Below are 17,449 nucleotides of genomic sequence, written 5' to 3'. Positions count from 1 at the left end.
GGATTGAGCCGCTTCGGTCGCGCGAGCTGAGCCGGGAGAGGGTGCTGCGTGGTGGCTCCGGCCGTGGGGAACGCGGCCTTCTTGGGCAGTTGAGGGTGTTACGGGAGTTAGTGGCCGGATTGGTGATGGCCGGATTCGGTGGTCGGTGAGCGGGAGGTCGTCGGGTAGTCGAGGATGTGCGGGACTGTGCCGGGTGGCGTGAGTCGAGTGAGGAGTGGTGTCGCGCGTGGTTGAGGACGTTCGGGCGCTTCTGGCGGATGCTTGTGCGTACTACCGCGACAGTCCGCGGGCTTCGGCGTTGCTGGGAGAAGCGCTTGATCATCTTGACGAGCCGCTTCGGGTGAGCATCGGCGGAACTGCGGGGACGGGGAAGTCCACGTTGGCTGCGGCGTTGGGCGATTGGCCGACGCGGGCGTTGCGGGATCTGGAGTTTCTCGATGCACCGCATCCGTCGACGCTCACTGACGCATCCGTACGGCTGCTGCGCCATCTTGAGCCCGATCAGTTGGCGACGCTGCGTCCGACAGCACCTTCAGCGTTCGCGCGGCAGACGGCCGTCGACACGATCCTTGTGCTTGCGCGCGCGGATGAGACTGGCGCGGGGCGGATTGACGCACTGCTTACCGCGAAGCAGATTGCGCGGCGCGCGTGGCGCGAAGATCCGCTGTGCAGCGGATTCCAGGGCGTGATCGCAGTGGCGGCGCAGCTTGCGTACGGGGCGCGCGCGTTCACTGATGACGAGTTTGAGCTTCTCGCTGCCTTCGCTGCTGTACCGCGTGAGGAGTTGGAGCGGTATCTGCTGTCGGTGGATTCGTTTACTGATCCGGCGTTTCCGGGGCCCGTGTCGGTCGAGACGCGACGGTCGCTGGTGGTGCGTTTCGGGCTGTTCGGGGTCAAGCTGGCGCTGACGTTGATCCGGACCGGCTGTGACGACCGGGTGAAGCTGTCGACGGAACTGGTGCGGCGTAGTGGTCTTGGCGAACTTCGCGACACTATTGCGGGGTGTTTCGCTGCGCGCGCGGATGCGTTGCGTGCGCGGACGGCGTTGATTCGGCTGGAGACTGTATTGAACGCGGAGCCTCGGCCGCACAGCGATCGCCTTGCGGCGCGGGTTGAGCGGTTTTCGGCTGGTGCGCATGACTTTCGCGAGTTGCGGCTGATCGCGGACATTCGCGGCGGGCGTACCGCGCTGGCGGGTGAGTCGGCGGAAGAAGCTGTGCGGCTGCTCGGCGCGGAGGGGACGGAGCCAGAGGAGCGGCTAGGGCTTGCGGCGGGTACGGATCCGCGCGAGATGTACGAAGCCGGTCTTGACGCGGTGATGCGATGGCGGCATGAGGCGGAGCGTCCGGACCGGACGCTGGCGGAGCGGGCGGCGGCGCAGGTTGTGGTGCGCAGTGCGGAAGGGTTGCTGGCGCAGTTCGTTTGACCGGGGCAGTCGTCCAGGGCAGTTGACCTGGACGATCGACCGAACTATTGACGGGGCAACTGACTGGGACGGTTGACCCGGGCGATCGACCGGGTTGGTTTGGTAGGGGCAACTGACCGGGGCAGTCGACCAGAGCGGTTGACCAGGGCGGTTGACCAGGGCGGTTGACCGGAGCGATTGACCGGGTTGGTTTGGTGGGTGACAGACGGCGGCGGTTGACCGAGGCAACTGGCAGGACGACTGCTCAGGGCGATTGATCAAGGCGGTCGGCCGGGGCGGCTGATCAGAGCGCGGCGGCAGGGCAACTGCCTGGGTCAGCTGCGCAGGACGTCTGCCCAGGGCAACTGCCCAGGAGAATTGCCCAGGACGACTGATCGGGGCGATTGATCAGGGCGGATGAGTAGGGCAGCTGGACCAAGGCAGTCGTCCGGAGGAGTGGAGCCTCAGGCGTTGCCCAGCACCCGTCCGATGGTGAGTTCCAGGACGACTCGTTGCGGGTTTTCGCGCGGCTGCCGGTATCGCTGGGCGTAGCGCTCTTCGGCGTCGCGGACTGAAGCAACATCGTCGAGGAGGCGGATTCGGCCTTCCAGCGTGGACCAGGTCCGGCCCTCGAACTGGCACACCGCGGCGCCCAGTCCCGTTTCGCCGGCGGCGCGGATGAGGCGGGCCTTGTACGACGTCCCGGAGGCGATCACGCGGGCGAGGCCCTGTTCGAAGTCGACCGTCACCCCCACCGCGACCACGTGCGGCGTTCCGTTCGGGCGCACCGTCGTGAGCGACGCGAGCCGCCGTTCGGTCCAGAACTGGCGGAAGCCCTCGTCGAGTGTCATGTTCGCACGCTAGACGAGACAGGAATTCAACTGCTTGTTGACCTCTTTAACAACCAGTTGTAGCGTCCCGCGGAACCAACGACGTCCTGGAGGTTCCGCATGTCGTCGCTTCGTCCCCGTGCTTGGCAGGCCGTTCTGCTGGGCGGCTTGCTCGCGTTCGCTACTGCCTGTGGAGGAGGTCCTGACGGGGCTGGTGGCGGGCAACCACAAAAGCAGAGCGCTGTTCCGGACAACACCGCGTTGTTCGGTGCGATCAAGGCTGACCCGCAGCTCGCAGGGGCATTGCCGCCGGCGGTGGTGCAGGCCAAGACGTTGCGGCTGGCGTCCAATATCCAGTCGGCGCCGAACAACTTCTACGCCGCGGACGGCAAGACGCCGATCGGCTACGAGGTCGATCTGGCCAAGGCGGTCGGGGCGAAGCTCGGGGTGACCGTCGCGTATCAGGATCTCGCGTTCGGTTCGCTGATCACGAGTCTGCAGTCCGGCCGCGTCGATCTGACCATGGCGGCGATGAACGACACCAAGGAACGTCAGAAGCAGATCGACTTCGTGGACTACTTCTCGTCCGGCATCACGATCATGATCCGCAAGGGCAACCCGGACGGCATCACCGGGCCGGACACGTTGTGCGGCAAGAACGTGGCAGTCGTACAGGGCACCAGCCACCAGAAGTTCGCCGCCGCGCAGAGTGCGAAGTGCACGCAGGCGGGCAAGCAAGCCATCACGGTGACCGCGACCGACAGCGACAACCAGAACCAGAATCAGCTGCGCACCGGTCGCGTCGCGGCGATTCTCAACGACCTGCCGAGCGCGGTTTACATTTCGCGCACCGCCGGTGACGGCAAGTTCTTCGAGGTCGTACCCGGCCAGCCGATCGAGGGCGGGCCGTACGGGATGGGGTTCGCGAAGAGCAACACCAAGCTGCGCGACGCCGTCAAGCAGGCGTTGCAGTCGCTCGTCGCCGACGGGACGTACGGCAAGATCCTGCAGTCCTGGGGCGTCGAGCAGGGCGCGGTCAAGGAGGCGGCCGTCAATGGCGGAAGCTGAACCGCTGCCGATCGTCCGGCTGCGGCATTGGGGTCGCTGGGTCAGTGCGGCGGTGATTGTCGCGCTGCTGGTGCTGCTGGGTTTCGCGCTCGCACAGGCGCAGATCGAGTGGGGTTCGGTACCCGACTTCGTCTTCTACCGCGTGATGGCGCTCGGCCTGCTCAACACTGTCGTGCTGGCGCTGATCGCGCAGGCGATCGCGATCGTGCTCGGCATCCTGATCGCGTTGCTGCGGCTCAGCGCCAACCCGGTCGCGAAGTGGTTCGCGGCGGCCTACATCTGGCTGTTCCGCGGGCTTCCGGTGCTGTTGCAGATCCTGATTTGGTACAACCTGGCCCTGATCTTCCCGACGGTCTCGATCCCGCTGCCGTTCGGCGGTTACCTCGTCCACGAACCGACGAACGTGCTGATCAGCGCGTTCACCGCGGCGCTGCTCGGACTGGCGCTGAACGAGAGCGCGTACATGGCGGAGATCGTCCGCGCTGGGCTGACCAGCGTCGACTCCGGCCAGACCGAGGCGGCGAAATCCATCGGCATGACGCCGGGCGCGACACTGCGCCGTGTTGTGCTGCCGCAGGCCATGCGCGTGATCATCCCGCCGACCGGCAACGACTTCATCAACATGCTCAAGGGCACGTCGATGGCGTCGGTGATAGGCGTGACCGAGCTGATCCACGCGGCCAACAACATCTCGTCCAACAACCTGCTGGTGATGGAGACGCTGATCGCGGCGGCCATCTGGTACATGGTCGTCGTGACGGTGGCGGGCATCGGCCAGCACTACCTTGAACGATCGTTCGGGGCGGCTGACCGGAGTCCGGTGGCGCGGGCCGGGAAGGCGCTCAAGGGGATGCCGTTGGTGAGGGGTGCGCGTGTCTGAGCCGCTGCTGAAAGCTGTCGGGGTTTGCAAGAACTACGGGCACACCGAGGTGCTCAAAGGCATCGATCTGGAAGTCCGCAAAGGACAAGTCGTGTGCTTGCTCGGGCCGTCTGGAGCGGGGAAGAGCACGTTTCTGCGCTGCCTCAACCGTCTCGAGACGATCGACGGCGGCCAGGTTTGGGTGGACGGCGAGCCGATCGGGTTCAAACTCCGTGGCGGCAAGCTGTACGAGCTGCGGGAGAAGGACGTCGCACGGCAGCGCCGGGACATCGGCATGGTTTTCCAGCGGTTCAACCTGTTCGGGCACCGGACGGCGCTGGAGAACGTCGTCGAGGGACCGGTGCGGGTGCTCGGCGTCGATCCGGCACAGGCCCGGAAAGAGGCGCTGGACCTGCTCGACCGGGTCGGGCTCGCGGACCGAGCGGGCGCTTACCCAGGGCAACTGTCCGGCGGGCAGCAGCAGCGCGTCGCGATCGCGCGGTCGCTGGCGATGAAGCCGAAGCTCATGTTGTTCGACGAGCCGACGTCCGCGCTGGACCCGGAGTTGGTAGGGGAGGTGCTCGCGGTGATGGGTACGTTGGCTCGGGAGGGAATGACGATGGTGGTCGTGACGCACGAGATGGCCTTCGCCGCGGAGGCCGCCGACGAGGTGGTGTTCCTCGCCGACGGCGCGGTGGTCGAAACCGGGCCGCCGGATCGCGTGCTGAAGGCGCCGGAACACGAGCGGACACGGCAGTTCCTCGCGCGGGTCCTCTCGTGACCCGGATCCCGCCCCGGTACCTGCTCCAGTTCGACGAGCCCGCCGGCTACCTGGACTTCGCGCGGTTCGGGCCGCCCTCGCACACTGTCTTAGACACCACCGCGCGGCTGCTGGAGGCTACGACCAAGGCCGGGCCGTCCACTGTGGACGAGCTGATGCGGCAGGAGATCCGGGCGAAAGCAGCGGCCGCGCGGCTCTGCGGCAGCGACACCGACCACACCGTGCTGCTGCCGCACACCAGCCTCGGCCTGTTCCAGGCTGCGTTCAACAGCCACGGCGAAGTGCTCGTTTCGGCCGCGGAGTTCCCGGCCAACACCTACCCGTGGGCGCGCGCCGAGCAGGCCGGAAGGGTGCGGATGCGGCGGCTGGAAGGCGGTTACGTCACCGCCGATCGCCTCGCGGAAGCACTCACGCCGGAAACCACCGTCGTTTCCGTGAGTGCTGTCGACTTCCGCACCGGCTATCGGGCTGACCTCGCCGCATTGCGCGAGGTGGTCGGCGATCGGCTGCTGGTGGTCGACGGGATCCAGGGCTTCGGGGTCGTCGACGCGCCGTGGGAAGTCGCCGACGTGCTCGTGGTCGGCGGGCAGAAGTGGCTGCGGGCGGGCTGGGGCACCGGGTTCGCGGTGCTCTCCGACCGGGCGCTGGAGCGGATGGACCCGATCCTGTCCGGCTGGACCGGCGCGCGCGACCCCGGGCTGTTCGACAACGAGATCCACCCGGCCGACCCGACCGCTGCGAGCTGGTCGATCTCGAACCTCAGCCCGGTCACGTCCGGCGCGTTCGCGGCGGCGCTCGAACTGGTCGAGGAAACCGGAGTCGCGGCGATCGCCGGCCGGATCGACGAACGCGTCGGCGAGTTGGAGGAAGTGCTGCGTTCGTTCGGCGCGGAGATCGTGTCGGCGACTGAGCGGCGGGCCGGGATTCTCGCGTTCTCGTTGCCGGATAAGCCAGCTGAGCAGGTCGGAGCGGCGTTGACGGCGGCGGGGATCGCGGCGACGGTCCGTCCGGAACATGTCCGATTGTCGCCGCACGCGTCGACCCCGGTGGCGGCTGCCGATCTCGTGCGGGAGGCGTTGGAAACATTGATCCGGCCTCGCCGGGTCGTGCCGGTCGCGTCGGCTTCGGGCACGGCGACGCATGAGCTGCTCACCGCGTTGATTCCGGCGGTGGACGGGCTGGCGGCGATGCTCGGGCCAGGCAACGAGGTGTTGCTGCACGACCTGTCGCGGCTGCCGGATTCGATCGTCGCGATCGCGGGCAGGCTCACCGGCCGCTCAGTCGGCGGGCCGATGACGGATCTGCTGCTCGGGCTCGTCCGTCGCGGCACGACGCAGGACCTGACGAATTACCGCACGCACAGTCCGGACGGCCGTGAGATCCGGTCGTCCACGTTGTTCCTGCGGGACGCCGAGGGTACGGCGATCGGTTGTCTGTGCGTGAACAGCGAACTTCCGGCGGCGGCGCAGACGTCGGAGGAACGCAGGGAGGAGACGTTCCTGCCGGACGTCGACAGCCTCCAGCGGTTTCTCGTCGGGCGGGCGATCGGGAAGTCCGGAATTCCGGTGGAGCTGATGAAGAAGCGGCACAAGTCGGCGGTGGTCCGGGAGCTGGACGAGGCCGGGTACTTCTTGATCAAGGACGCGGTGGACCATCTGGCCGGGCAGCTCGAGGTGACCCGGTACACGATTTACAACTATCTCAACGAGATTCGGGCCGGATAGCCGAACTGCCCGGGCTTGGTGCTGCCAAGCCCGGGCAGTTCGTGGGCGCTTACTTCAGGAACTTCTCCACCGCGTCCGCAGCTGCGGTGATTCCGCCGTTGGCACGGATTTCCGCGCGCAACTCGGCCAACCGCGCGGCGACGTCCGGCGAACTGCTGACCTCGTCGACGGCTTCGCGGAGGGACTTGGCGGTCACCTGGTCCGCGGGCAGATGCTTGCCGACTCCCAACGCTTCCAGTTGCGCGGCGTTGCCGAACTGGTCAACGGCCTGCGGGATGGCGACTGTCGGGACGCCGTACCACAGCGATTCGGTGCAACCGCCCATGCCGGCGTGCGTGATGAAGGCCGACGCGACGTCGAGAATCGCCAGCTGTGGCACGGTTTCGTGCACCTCGACCGACTCCGGCAGCGGGCCGAGATCGTCCTTCGAGACGTGCTTGCCGATCGAGAGCACGACGTGCCAGCCGTCGAACTCCGTGCTGCACAGCCGGTAGACGTCCAGTTGGTCGTTGTACGCGGTGCCGAACGACACGAGCAGCACGGGCTTCCCGTCGGACGGCGGCGTCCAGTGCTCTGCCGCGCGCGCCGGGTCGAGGCACGGGCCGACGAACTGGACCCGATCCTCCGGCACGCGGTCTGCGTTCGGCTGCATCGCGCGCGGGATCAGCGACAGGATCGGCACCGGTCGCGCGAGCCATGTCCAAGCGTCTTCGGTGACGCCGTGTTCTGCCAGCCATTCGGTGAACGTCCGGTTGTAGTCCACTCCGGACGGTGAGGTGCGGATCGGTTTGAGGACGTCGGCGAGTTCTTCCTCGTAGCCGTCCCAAGCGACGTAGGTGGGGGAGAGTTGCACCGCCGGTACTCCGTAGCGGAGGCCGAGCAGTGGTGCGCCGAGGCCGCCGATGTCGTAAAGCAGCAGGTCTGGGCGGTCTTGGTCGAAGGTTTCGATCAGCTGCGGGTGGATCGCGATGGCCTCGTCGAGGAAGACGCGCATCGCTTCGGCCGGGTCTTCCGGCCACTCCGCGTCCGGGCCGATCGGGAAGATCGTGGGATGCGCGACGACGTCCGCGCCGGTCGGTTCGACCAGTTCGGCGAGCGGTTCGCCCACGACGTAGCTGACCCGGTGTCCGCGTCGCACGAGTTCGCGGATGACTCCGAGCGACGGGTAGACGTGCGAGGGCGCGGAGCAGCCGACCACGACGATGTGCTTGCCCATAAGGCGAAAGTGTCCTTTCCGGACGAGATGTGGTCCGGCACGCAAAGCGGGGGCGACCCGGCGGCGGGCGGCCCGGAAAGTCGTGCCGGGATCAGGACAGGCGGCAGCGGGCGAAGATCGTCATGGATCCGGACGGTAGTGCGGCCGGTTGCGGGGAGCAACCGGATTTGCCGGGCGTAGCCGTCACCAGCTTGCCGTGGTGAACAACTCCGCATCGCCTACCACTTTCCATTGCAACCAACTTTGTGTTACAAAGTTCAGGACAGCGAAGCACTGGGGGACGAGATGGCAGAAGCGTTCAGGCTGACCGGCCTGGTGAAGCAGTTCAAGCAGGTCCGCGCGGTCGACGGCGTGTCCTTGACCGTGCGGCGCGGCGAGGTCGTCGCGCTCCTGGGGCCGAACGGCGCGGGCAAGTCGACCACCATCGACATGCTGCTCGGGCTCACCTCGCCGGACGAGGGGAGCGTGCAGGTGTTCGGCGGCTCGCCTCGGGCGGCGCTCGACTCCGGGCGGCTCGCGGCGATGGTGCAGAACGGGTTCCTGCTGCGGGACGTCACGCCGGCCGAGCTGGTCGAGTTGCATCGGTCCATGTTCCGGAATCCCTTGCCGGCCAAGGAGATTTACGAGCGGGCCGGCATCGGGGAGTTCGCGAAGCGGCGGTGCGGCAAGTTGTCCGGCGGGCAGCTTCAACGAGTTCGGTACGCGCTCGCGCTCACCGGAGACCCGGAGCTGCTGCTCCTCGACGAGCCGACAGCGGCGCTGGACGTCGACGCGCGGCGCGAGTTCTGGGCGTCGATGCACGAGTTCACGGCAGCCGGGCGGACCGTCCTCTTCGCGACGCATTACCTCACTGAAGCCGAGGACTACGCGGACCGGGTCGTGTTGATGCGGCACGGGAAGGTCGTCGCGGACGGGGCGGTCGACGACGTGCGGGCGAATGTGTCCGGGCGAGTGATCAGGGCAGTCGTACAGGGCGCTCGTCCGGAAGCCCTGGCCGCGCTGGACGGGGTCGCCAGTGCACGTGTTCAGGGCGATCGTGCGGAACTCGGCTGTAGCGACTCCGACCTGGCGATCCGGGCGTTGCTCACGGCGTTCCCGCGGGCCAGCTCGATCGAGATCACCTCCGCGGGGCTGGAGGAAGCGTTCCTCGCCCTCACTTCCGACGAGCCGCAGGGAGCGCTCCGATGAACCTCGTCTATCTCCGCCTCGAGATTCTGCGCATCGTCCGCAGTCCGCAGTTCGCGCTGTTCACCATCGTGGTTCCGCTCGGCATGTTCCTGCTGTTCGGCGGACTGTTCGGCGACCAGGTCGGCCCGAACGGCATCAGGGGCAGCGTCACGACAATGATCAACATGGGTGCGTACGGCGCGATGAGCGGTGCGTTGTTCACCGGCACGCGGGTCGCGACTGAGCGGACCGACGGCTGGCAGCGGCAGCTCCGGCTCACACCGATGCGCGGACCCGGCTACCTCGCGGTGAAGATCGCGTCTTCGATGGCGATGGCGTTGCCGGTGGTTCTGGTGATCTTCGTGGCCGGTGCGCTGCGCGGGGTGCAGCTGACTGCGGCACAGTGGCTGCTCAGCGGCGTCTCGTTGTGGTTGGGCGCGCTGCCATTCGCGGTGCTCGGGCTGCTGCTCGGGCTGTTCGGCAAGGGCGACACGGTCGGTGCGATGACCGGTGCGTTGATGCTGCCGCTCGGCGTGTTCGGCGGGTTGTGGATGCCGCTCGCGTTCCTGCCGGAATGGATGTCCACCCTCGCGCACTTCTTCCCTACGTACTGGCTCGGCCGCGTCGGCACGCTCCCGATCGATCACGCGGGCGGGCTCGGCCTGGCGGCCGGCGTGCTGGCGGCGTGGCTGGCCGTGCCCGCGCTCGTGGTGGTGCGGCGGTTCCGGCTGGGACCGGTGAAGGTCGCGTGACGTGTTAGCTTCCGTGCTGCATGCGGGGTCAGTACGGGGGAAGGGCGGTCCGGGGTGAACAACGACGCGGGGGACCCCGTCGAGGACGAGGGAGAGCCGCTGTCCGCGGCGGAATCGCTCGAACTCATCGCCCTTCAGCACGAGCGGACGCGCCGGGAGCTGCGAGTCAGCCCGGCGCGTCTGTTCGGCGTCTGGGCGTTCACCTGGCTCGTCGGCTGGGGCCTCGTCTATCTCTCCGACGACCGGTCGGCGGCGCTGCTGCCCGGCTGGGTCGCGGGGATCGTCGTCGCGGTGCTCATGGCGGACGCGATCTTCTACTCCGCTTGGCACGGCAGCAAACCCAGCCGGGGGATCCGCGGTCCGTCGCGGCGGATCGGCGCGATGTACGGCTGGTCGTGGGGGATCTCGTTCGCCGCGATGTGCCTGATCGACATCCGGATCACCAAACTCCTTCCCGAGGGCTCGGATCTCGTGCCGATCTTGTGGACGGGCACGTCGCTGCTGCTCACCGGAACGCTCTACCTCGCGGGCGGGATGCTCTGGCAGGACCTGCGGCAGTACTTCCTCGGCGGCTGGATCATCGTGTGCGGCGGGGCGAGCGTCCTGGTCGGCGTGCCGGGCAACTTCCTCGTCCTCTCGCTCGCCGGCGGCGGCGGATTCGCGGTCGCGGCGCTGGTCTACGTGGTGCGGCCCCGTGGCTGAGCTGCCGGAGCTCGACCCCGTCATCCACGCCCAGGCGCGGCTGCGCGTGACGGTCGCGCTCGCCGGGCTGCGTCCCGCCGACCAGATCACCTTCCCCCGGTTGCAGCAGCTGCTGGAGATGACCGCGGGCAACCTCTCGACGCATCTGCGCAAGCTCGAGGACGCCGAGTACGTCGAGATCACCAAGGCCTACGAGCACCGCACGCCGGTCACGCTGGTGCGGCTCACGAGCAAGGGCCGGGCCGCGTTCGAGAGCTACACCAAGGCGTTGCAACGGCTTCTGGACGCTGGAACCTGACATGTCTCGCTGGGTCGTGCACCTGGACCTCGACGCGTTCTACGCCTCCGCCGAGCAGCTCACCCGGCCGACGCTGCGCGGGCGCGCGGTGGTGGTCGGCGGCACCGGGCATCGCGGCGTCGTCGCCGGGGCGAGCTACGAATCCCGCGAGTACGGCGTGCGTTCGGCGATGCCGATGTCCCAGGCGCGACGGCTGCTCCCGGCCGGCGGAGTCGTGTTGCCGCCGCGGTTCCGGTTGTACGAAGTCCTGAGCAAGCAGGTTTTCGACGTCGTCGGCGAGGTCGCGCCGGTTTTGGAACGGATCTCGCTCGACGAGGCGTTCGCCGAACCGCCCGCACTGGTTGGCGCGTCGGTCGAGCAGGTGACCGAGTGGGCCGAGAATCTGCGGGTGCGGATCCGTTCGGAGACCGGGCTGACCGCTTCGATCGGGGCGGGGACCGGCAAGCAGGTCGCGAAAATCGGTTCGGACCGCGCGAAGCCGGACGGTCTGCTCGTCGTGCCGCCGGGTACTGAACGCGAGTTCTTGGCCCCGCTGCCGGTGCGCGCGTTGTGGGGGATCGGGCCGGTAGCGGAAGCGAAACTGCGCACGATCGGTGTCCTCACACTGGGCGAGCTGGCGGCGTTGCCGGAGCCGGACGCGGTGTCGACGCTCGGTGGCGTGGTCGGCCGCGACTTGCGACGGCTGGCGAGCGGGTTCGACGACCGTCCGGTCGCGGAGCGGGGCGAAGCCAAGCAGGTGAGCGCGGAGACGACCTTCGACGTCGATGTGGTCGATCTTGTGCGGTTGCGTTCGGAGGTAAGGAAAATCGCGGCTGGCGCGCACGCTCGGCTGGTGAAGGCGGGGCGCGTCGCGCGGACGGTGGTGATCAAGCTGCGGCATACGGACATGAGCACCGTGACCCGCTCCGAGACCACCGCGTCGCCGACTGATGACCTCGAACAGCTTGCGGCTACTGCGGAACGGCTGCTGCTCGACCCGCAGGAGTTCGGCGGCGTACGGCTGGCGGGGGTCGCGTTCAGCGGGCTTTCGGTGCCGCATCAGGACGCGTTGTTCAGCTTGACCGTGCCTGCTGCCGCGGAGGAGCCGGTGGTCACCTCGACCTCGGAGCCATCGCCGGGCGGGAGTGCGCCGGTGTCGTCGTCGGGGTGGCGTCCGGGCGACGACGTCGTGCACGCCGAGCACGGCACGGGCTGGGTGCAGGGCGCGGGGCACGGCCGGGTGACGGTGCGGTTCGAGACGCGCACGTCGGGTCCGGGCGTCGCGCGGACGTTCGACCAGACCGATCCGGCGCTGACTCGCGGCCAGCCCGCCGACTGCCTAGCCTGAGCGTTTCGCCTGGTCACGACCGGGGTGTTAACCCACAAGAGTGATGAGGAAGGATGTGCCGGGCAGTCGGGCAAAGGGGATGATCATGACGAACATGCGCCGCGCCGCCGCCCTCGCCGGGGTCGCGCTGATGCTCACGGCGTGTGGGAGCGAAGCCGCCCCGCAACGGTCCTCTGCTGGACCGTCGTCGTCGGCGGCCGCTTCGCCGGATTCGTTCACTGTCGTGGCGACCGGCGACGTGCTGATCCACCCGCGCCTCACCGATCAGGCCGAGGCGGACGGCGGCGGGAAGATCGACTACCGGCAGCTGTTCGCCGGGGTCAAACCGCTCGTATCCGGCGCGGATCTGGGGATCTGCCACCTCGAAACGCCGCTCGCACCGGAAGGCGGGCCGTACAGCGGATATCCGTCGTTCAGCGCGCCGCCGGAGATCGCGGACGCGTTGAAGGACACCGGATACGACACCTGTTCCACCGCGTCGAACCACACGCTCGACCAGGGTGCGGCGGGTGTCCAGCGTACGTTGGACAAGCTCGACCAGACCGGGCTGAAGCACACCGGCTCCGCGCGTTCGGCTGAGGAGGCGGGGAAACCGCTGATCGTGGACGTGCACGGGGTGAAGGTCGCGCAGCTTTCGTACGCGTTCGGGTTCAACGGGATCAAGCGGCCGGCCGGGAAACCGTGGCTGGCCAACGAAATCGAGCCCGACGAGATTTTGGCCGCGGCGCGCGCGGTGAAGGCGGCGGGGGCGGAGGTCGTGATCGCCAGCTTGCATTGGGGCGTCGAGTATCAGCATGACGTGACTGCTGAGCAGAAGCAGCTGGCGCAGAAACTGACGGCGTCGCCGGACCTCGACCTGATCATCGGGCATCACGCGCACGTGGTGCAGCCGTTCCAGAAGGTCGGCGGCAAGTGGGTGGCGTTCGGGCTGGGCAACGAGGTCGCTCGGCATGACGAGCCTCGCGGGTCCACTGAGGAAGGAGTCGCGGCGCGGTTCCGGTTCAGCCGGGCCGGCGGGCAGTGGGCGGTGGACAAGGCGGAGTACGTGCCGACGCTGATCGACCTCGGGCCGCCGATTCGGTTGCGGGACCTGACGACTGCGCCGCCGACGCAGCGGGGGAAGGAAGCGCTCGCCAATACCGATGAGGTGGTGCTTTCCCGGGGCGCTGGGGATGAGGGGTTGAGCCGCCCGGGTCGGTGACGGTTCGGGCCGGTGGCTGGGCGTGGATGGAGCGTCCGATTCCACGTCGAGGCTGTGTTGGGGCGGTTGCCTGCCTGTGCTCGAGGGCGCGGTGGGGATGCGGCCAAGACGGTATCAGGGCGATCGCCCTGGACGGACGATCGTCCTGGACGACTGCCCTGGGCGGGCGTCCGTGTAGTTAGGGCGTTCGCCCTGGTTGGGCGACCGCCCTGGGCAGGCCTGGGTAGGCGCCAGCGGAGGTAGGGCGACCGCTCTGGGCGGGTGTCCGTGTGGGGCGGACGTTCGCTCTGGTTGGGCGTTCGTTCGGGGCAGTTGTCCGTGTAGGGCGATCGTCCTGGACAGGCGTGCGCCCTGATCGGACGGTCGTGCTGGCAGTTGGTTTTGTGTGTCGGGCGGTCGTCCAGTGCAGTCGTCCAGTGCGGTCGATTGCCCTGGGCGGGCGTTCGTCCGGGACGGGTGATCGGCCGGGTCAGTGGTCTCGGCGGGTGATGAGCTGGGCTAAAGCGGTCAGCTCCGCCGTCGCGCGCGGGGTTGGGTTGGCGGCCGTCAGCGCAGTAAGCGCGTCGGTGAGTAGCTCGTCCGCTTGGGCGTGGCTCCAAGCCCTGCCGCCAGCCTCGTCGACTAGGGCTGCGGCTTTGGCGAGGCAGTCGTCCGACAGGGGTTGGCGGTACAGCATCGACAGTTCCTGTCCGGCCGACGTGCCGGAGGTGAGCGCGGCGACCACCGGCAGGGACTTCTTGCGGCTGCGCAGGTCCGAGTACACCGGCTTTCCGGTGACGGCCGGGTCGCCCCAGATGCCTAGGAGGTCGTCTACGTGTTGGAACGCCAGGCCTAGCGATCGGCCGAAGCGGCCGAATCGTTCGACGTGTTCGCCTCGGCCGCCGACTACCAGCACACCGAGCGTGCACGCCGCGCTCAGCAGAGCTGCCGTTTTGCCCTGTGCCATTCGGACGCATTCCGCGACCTCGACGTTCGTCCGTTGTTCGAACGCCAGGTCTTCGTGCTGGCCGTGCAACAAGTCCAGTACCGCTGTGCTCAGCAGGCGCGCCGCGGCGGGGCCGTCGGGGGAGAGGACGTCGAAGGCCAGGGCGAGAAGGGAATCTCCGGCCAGCACCGCCTGTCCGGTGCCGAATACGGTCCACGCGGTGGGGCGGTGCCGTCGCGTGCGGTCGCCGTCCATGACGTCGTCGTGCAGCAGTGAGAAGTTGTGCGCCAATTCGACGGCCACCGCGGCCGGGATCGCGTCTTCCGGGTCTCCGCCGCAGGCCTCGGCGCACAGCAGCACCAGCGCCGGGCGCAGGGCTTTGCCTCCGGACGCGCTCGTCGCGGTTCCCGTCTCGTCCCACCAGCCGAGGTGGTAGCCGGCGATCCGGCGCATCGACACGGGCAGCCGGTCCACCGCCGCCCGCATCGCCGGTTCCCAGCGGCTCCGGCTCCAGTCCAGCACCTCGGCGACGGAGCGGGGCCCGGTGCGCGCGTCGACCGTCGTCATCGCCGCACCGCTTCCCTGCGCGGCGCGGCGGCCAAAGTGGACAGTGCGGCGGGGTCGGTGACGGTCACTGCGAAACCACCTAACGTCGAAAACACCCGGGAACACGGAGAGACGCTGTTTTTCCGGGAGCGGGCAAGGAATGCGAATCGAAAAGCGGCGTCGCGGATCAACATAGCAAGCGGGATCACCCCGACAATCACTCGATCGGGTAGCCGCCGCCGGTTCACCTGTTTGCCGAGGCTCCTTTTCGGACATTGCCGGTGCTGTTGTCGGGTCGACAACGGCGGGTGCGTCACCGTGGGTCTGCTGCCGTAACCCGGTCGGGTGCGCGCCACCGGTACCCGAGTCGTTTTCCCTTGCCGAGCAAGGGCAATCGGGGGAACCGGTATCCGGCCCGCTGCTCCGATCCGGCGAACCGCGAGGGCTCCGGACGGCCACCCGGCTGAATCGCGCGTTCCGCCGTTGTCCGTTCCGGAATCGGCTGGATAGCGTCGGCCAGCGTATTTCCCCGCGCGAAAGGAACCGGATGAACGTCTACCTGACCGGGGTGTTCTGGGTCGTCGGCGCGGCGATCGCGGCCGCGGTGATCGGCTATCTCGTCCGGCGCTTCGGATGGGACGAGGGCCGCCGCGACAACAACGACGCCGCGGGCCAGGTGTTCACCATCGTCGGCGGGCTGCACGCGGTGCTGGTCGCCTTCGTGCTGATCTCGCTTTTCGACGCCGTCACGTCCACGCGCGAGGGTTCCTACACCGAGGCGGAGGGCCTGGTCGCCGCGACCTGGTCGGCTCAGGCGCTGCCCGGCGACACCGGCGAGCAGGTGCGGCATCTCGCGATCGCGTACGCGACGACCGTGTCGAAGCAGGAGTGGCCCCGGCTCATCGACGACGGTCCGATCCCCGAGACCGGCTGGACGCAGCTCGACCAGATGCGCCGCGTGGTCGCCAACGCGCAGGCGAGCGACGACTGGACGAACGACCGGAAGAAGGACGCCGCCGCCCAGCTGTGGCAGGTCTACCAGGCCCGCCAGACTCGCATCACCGGCGCGGAAACCGACGGCGTCGGCTCGGTGATGTGGTTCGCGCTCATCCTCGGCAGCGTGATCTCGATCCTGTTGCCGAACCTCTTCGGCGGCACCCGGATGGCCGCGCACCTGGTGATCGTGTCGACGCTGGCCGGCACGATCGTCCTGCTGCTCTATGCGATCTACCAGCTGCAGAACCCTTACGCCGGCGGCGCGAACGTGCATCCGGACGCGTTCACCACGGCGATCTCGCGGCTCGGCTGACCGGTGCGAGGTTCCCGGTACCTGACTGTGGTGGCCGCCGCGGCCGCGGTCGCCGGGCTGCTCGTCGCGTCCGGTTGGCTGGCTCCCGCGCGGCAGCGCGCGGCCGCGACGTCCTGCCGAGTACTGCAGGTCGAAAGCCGCGACGGGTGGTCGTCCGACATCGTGCGGTTGACGTTGCCCTCCGGTGCGCGGCATCTGTTGCACCACAGTCCTTTCGCGCTGAATGCCATCGCTTACTCGGCGGCGCAGGACGTGACGTACGGCGTCGCCGACGGACGCTTCCACGACGGCTCGCACGCGGTGCGGATCGACTCCGGCGGCGAGCTGACCGATCTCGGCCCGGTCGGCCGCGACACGCACCACGGCGTCTGGAGCTGGGTCACCGGCGCGACGGCCGGGGCGATGTCCGGCAATTCCTGGTACGTGAAGCGGGCAACCAGTCTGTACACAGTGGACGTTGACCCGCGCAGCTCCGGTTATCTCACCGCGACCGGGCCGGTGCTGCTGCATCCGTGGTGGCTCGCCTCGGGGGTCGACGATTTCGCGTACAACCCGGAAGACGGTCTGCTGTACGGGGTTTCCTCCGCCGCGGAGGGCGCGGTGGTCACGGTGAATCCGGTGAGCGGAAAGGTCGCGAAGGTGCCGGGGGAGCGGTTCCCGGACGCGACTTACGGTTCGGTCGTGTTCGGGCCGGACCACAAGCTTTACGCGACGGCGAACTGGATCGACGGGCGGAGCGTCACGTACCGGATGGACGGCGGTTCCGCGGTCGAGGTGAGCACTGGGCCGCCGTTGGTGCTTTCCGACGGGGCCGGGTGTTTGGCCGAGCCACCCCCGCCGCCTCCGCCACCACCGCCTCCGCCGACGACGTCATCCTCGGCACCGCCGCCGTCCTCGCCTTCTCCCACACCGTCGCCGTCCCCGACGCCGTCGTCCTCGGCGAGCCCCACGCCGTCTTCAATTCCGCCGACGCCACCGTCAACCCCGCCCTCCCCGGAACCGACTCAGCCGATTCCGATCGCACCAACCCCGGCCCCGACGCACCCCCCGCAACCGCCGGACGCGATCATCCAGCCCATCCCGATGCCGCAACCCCCGGCACCCTCGCGCGCCGCTCCGGTGAAGGCCATCCAAAAACCGCCCGAGAAACGCGCGGCGAAAGCACGCGCCAACGTCAAGAAACAGCGTCGCTGGGGTGTCACGGCGGTCCTGCTGATCGTCGGAGGAGGTGCAGTAGCGGCTCGAGCACGGCGCGCTCGTTAACGCGGCGGTCGTCTCGATGATGGACGCTGTCCAACTCGGCCGTCAAGACTTCCCCGGGCGTCGAAATGACGCCAGA

Annotated in this window: 16 protein-coding genes; 13 read left to right on the top strand and 3 right to left on the bottom strand. The window is 68.4% G+C overall.

Annotation, left to right across the window (positions count from 1 at the left end):
• Positions 1-226: 226 nt before the first annotated feature.
• Positions 227-1,426, top strand: coding sequence for a GTPase (locus tag AB5I40_RS18780; RefSeq protein WP_370939822.1), 1,200 nt, complete (start codon positions 227-229; stop codon positions 1,424-1,426).
• Positions 1,427-1,869: 443 nt separating this feature from the next.
• Here AB5I40_RS18780 and AB5I40_RS18775 read toward each other — a convergent pair whose 3' ends face one another.
• A complete protein-coding gene (locus AB5I40_RS18775) occupies positions 1,870-2,256 on the bottom strand; it encodes a pyridoxamine 5'-phosphate oxidase family protein (RefSeq protein WP_370939820.1) in 387 nt (128 codons plus the stop codon).
• Between the two features lie 99 nt (positions 2,257-2,355).
• Here AB5I40_RS18775 and AB5I40_RS18770 point away from each other — a divergent pair, with 99 nt between their 5' ends.
• The 4 genes from AB5I40_RS18770 to AB5I40_RS18755 are packed head-to-tail and all read left to right on the top strand — an operon-like array spanning position 2,356 to position 6,667.
• On the top strand, positions 2,356-3,303 hold the full coding sequence (locus AB5I40_RS18770) for an ABC transporter substrate-binding protein (protein WP_370939819.1): 948 nt from the start codon (positions 2,356-2,358) through the stop codon (positions 3,301-3,303).
• Positions 3,290-4,183: an amino acid ABC transporter permease gene (locus AB5I40_RS18765; protein ID WP_370939818.1), complete on the top strand. Its 894-nt coding sequence runs from the start codon at positions 3,290-3,292 to the stop codon at positions 4,181-4,183. Before AB5I40_RS18770 ends, AB5I40_RS18765 begins: the two co-directional genes overlap by 14 nt.
• Entirely contained in the window at positions 4,176-4,943 is a 768-nt protein-coding gene (locus AB5I40_RS18760) for an amino acid ABC transporter ATP-binding protein (protein ID WP_370939817.1), read from the top strand. Before AB5I40_RS18765 ends, AB5I40_RS18760 begins: the two co-directional genes overlap by 8 nt.
• The gene (locus AB5I40_RS18755) at positions 4,940-6,667 is read left to right on the top strand and encodes an aminotransferase class V-fold PLP-dependent enzyme (RefSeq protein WP_370939816.1); all 1,728 of its coding nucleotides are present in this window, start codon (positions 4,940-4,942) and stop codon (positions 6,665-6,667) included. Before AB5I40_RS18760 ends, AB5I40_RS18755 begins: the two co-directional genes overlap by 4 nt.
• 49 nt (positions 6,668-6,716) lie before the next feature.
• On the opposite strand, the gene AB5I40_RS18750 is transcribed toward AB5I40_RS18755, so the two are convergent.
• Positions 6,717-7,883, bottom strand: a complete 1,167-nt coding sequence (locus tag AB5I40_RS18750) for a macrolide family glycosyltransferase (protein WP_370939814.1) — start codon at positions 7,881-7,883, stop codon at positions 6,717-6,719.
• Positions 7,884-8,168: 285 nt separating this feature from the next.
• On the opposite strand from AB5I40_RS18750, the gene AB5I40_RS18745 reads away from it, so the two are divergent.
• The 6 genes from AB5I40_RS18745 (at position 8,169) to AB5I40_RS18720 (ending at position 13,330) form a co-directional block, all read left to right on the top strand.
• Entirely contained in the window at positions 8,169-9,071 is a 903-nt protein-coding gene (locus AB5I40_RS18745) for an ABC transporter ATP-binding protein (protein ID WP_370939813.1), read from the top strand.
• A complete protein-coding gene (locus tag AB5I40_RS18740) occupies positions 9,068-9,802 on the top strand; it encodes an ABC transporter permease (RefSeq protein ID WP_370939812.1) in 735 nt (244 codons plus the stop codon). The genes AB5I40_RS18745 and AB5I40_RS18740 overlap by 4 nt, the downstream gene beginning before the upstream one ends.
• 54 nt (positions 9,803-9,856) lie before the next feature.
• Entirely contained in the window at positions 9,857-10,504 is a 648-nt protein-coding gene (locus AB5I40_RS18735; RefSeq protein WP_370939811.1) for a hypothetical protein, read from the top strand.
• The gene (locus tag AB5I40_RS18730) at positions 10,497-10,802 is read left to right on the top strand and encodes a transcriptional regulator (RefSeq protein WP_344269543.1); all 306 of its coding nucleotides are present in this window, start codon (positions 10,497-10,499) and stop codon (positions 10,800-10,802) included. The genes AB5I40_RS18735 and AB5I40_RS18730 overlap by 8 nt, the downstream gene beginning before the upstream one ends.
• A 1-nt stretch (position 10,803) precedes the next feature.
• Positions 10,804-12,129, top strand: a complete 1,326-nt coding sequence (locus tag AB5I40_RS18725) for a DNA polymerase IV (RefSeq protein WP_370939810.1) — start codon at positions 10,804-10,806, stop codon at positions 12,127-12,129.
• A gap of 79 nt (positions 12,130-12,208) precedes the next feature.
• Positions 12,209-13,330, top strand: coding sequence for a CapA family protein (locus tag AB5I40_RS18720; RefSeq protein ID WP_370939809.1), 1,122 nt, complete (start codon positions 12,209-12,211; stop codon positions 13,328-13,330).
• Between the two features lie 469 nt (positions 13,331-13,799).
• Here the strand turns inward: AB5I40_RS18720 and AB5I40_RS18715 are convergent, their stop codons facing one another.
• Positions 13,800-14,822 (bottom strand): family 2 encapsulin nanocompartment cargo protein polyprenyl transferase, encoded by a 1,023-nt coding sequence (locus AB5I40_RS18715; RefSeq protein ID WP_370939807.1) that lies wholly within the window; start codon positions 14,820-14,822, stop codon positions 13,800-13,802.
• 526 nt (positions 14,823-15,348) lie between these two features.
• On the opposite strand from AB5I40_RS18715, the gene AB5I40_RS18710 reads away from it, so the two are divergent.
• Together AB5I40_RS18710 and AB5I40_RS18705 are read left to right on the top strand one after the other, a co-directional pair.
• Entirely contained in the window at positions 15,349-16,110 is a 762-nt protein-coding gene (locus AB5I40_RS18710; RefSeq protein ID WP_370939806.1) for a hypothetical protein, read from the top strand.
• A 3-nt stretch (positions 16,111-16,113) separates the two neighbouring features.
• A complete protein-coding gene (locus tag AB5I40_RS18705; protein WP_370939804.1) occupies positions 16,114-17,373 on the top strand; it encodes a hypothetical protein in 1,260 nt (419 codons plus the stop codon).
• Positions 17,374-17,449: the final 76 nt, after the last annotated feature.

This window comes from Amycolatopsis sp. cg13, from assembly GCF_041346965.1.
Classification (GTDB): Bacteria; Actinomycetota; Actinomycetes; order Mycobacteriales; family Pseudonocardiaceae; genus Amycolatopsis.
The sequence above is the reverse complement of the archived record's forward strand: the minus strand, read 5'-3'. Positions and strand labels throughout refer to the sequence as shown.

Bases quoted from the DNA above. Each gene is read 5' to 3' on its own strand.
- AB5I40_RS18765 (WP_370939818.1), top strand. From the start codon at position 3,290: ATGGCGGAAGCTGAACCGCTGCCGATCGTCCGGCTGCGGCATTGGGGT.
- AB5I40_RS18750 (WP_370939814.1), bottom strand. From the start codon at position 7,883: ATGGGCAAGCACATCGTCGTGGTCGGCTGCTCCGCGCCCTCGCACGTC.
- AB5I40_RS18725 (WP_370939810.1), top strand. From the start codon at position 10,804: ATGTCTCGCTGGGTCGTGCACCTGGACCTCGACGCGTTCTACGCCTCC.
- AB5I40_RS18720 (WP_370939809.1), top strand. From the start codon at position 12,209: ATGATCATGACGAACATGCGCCGCGCCGCCGCCCTCGCCGGGGTCGCG.
- AB5I40_RS18715 (WP_370939807.1), bottom strand. From the start codon at position 14,822: ATGACGACGGTCGACGCGCGCACCGGGCCCCGCTCCGTCGCCGAGGTG.
- AB5I40_RS18775 (WP_370939820.1), bottom strand. From the start codon at position 2,256: ATGACACTCGACGAGGGCTTCCGCCAGTTCTGGACCGAACGGCGGCTC.
- AB5I40_RS18710 (WP_370939806.1), top strand. From the start codon at position 15,349: ATGAACGTCTACCTGACCGGGGTGTTCTGGGTCGTCGGCGCGGCGATC.
- AB5I40_RS18740 (WP_370939812.1), top strand. From the start codon at position 9,068: ATGAACCTCGTCTATCTCCGCCTCGAGATTCTGCGCATCGTCCGCAGT.
- AB5I40_RS18770 (WP_370939819.1), top strand. From the start codon at position 2,356: ATGTCGTCGCTTCGTCCCCGTGCTTGGCAGGCCGTTCTGCTGGGCGGC.
- AB5I40_RS18745 (WP_370939813.1), top strand. From the start codon at position 8,169: ATGGCAGAAGCGTTCAGGCTGACCGGCCTGGTGAAGCAGTTCAAGCAG.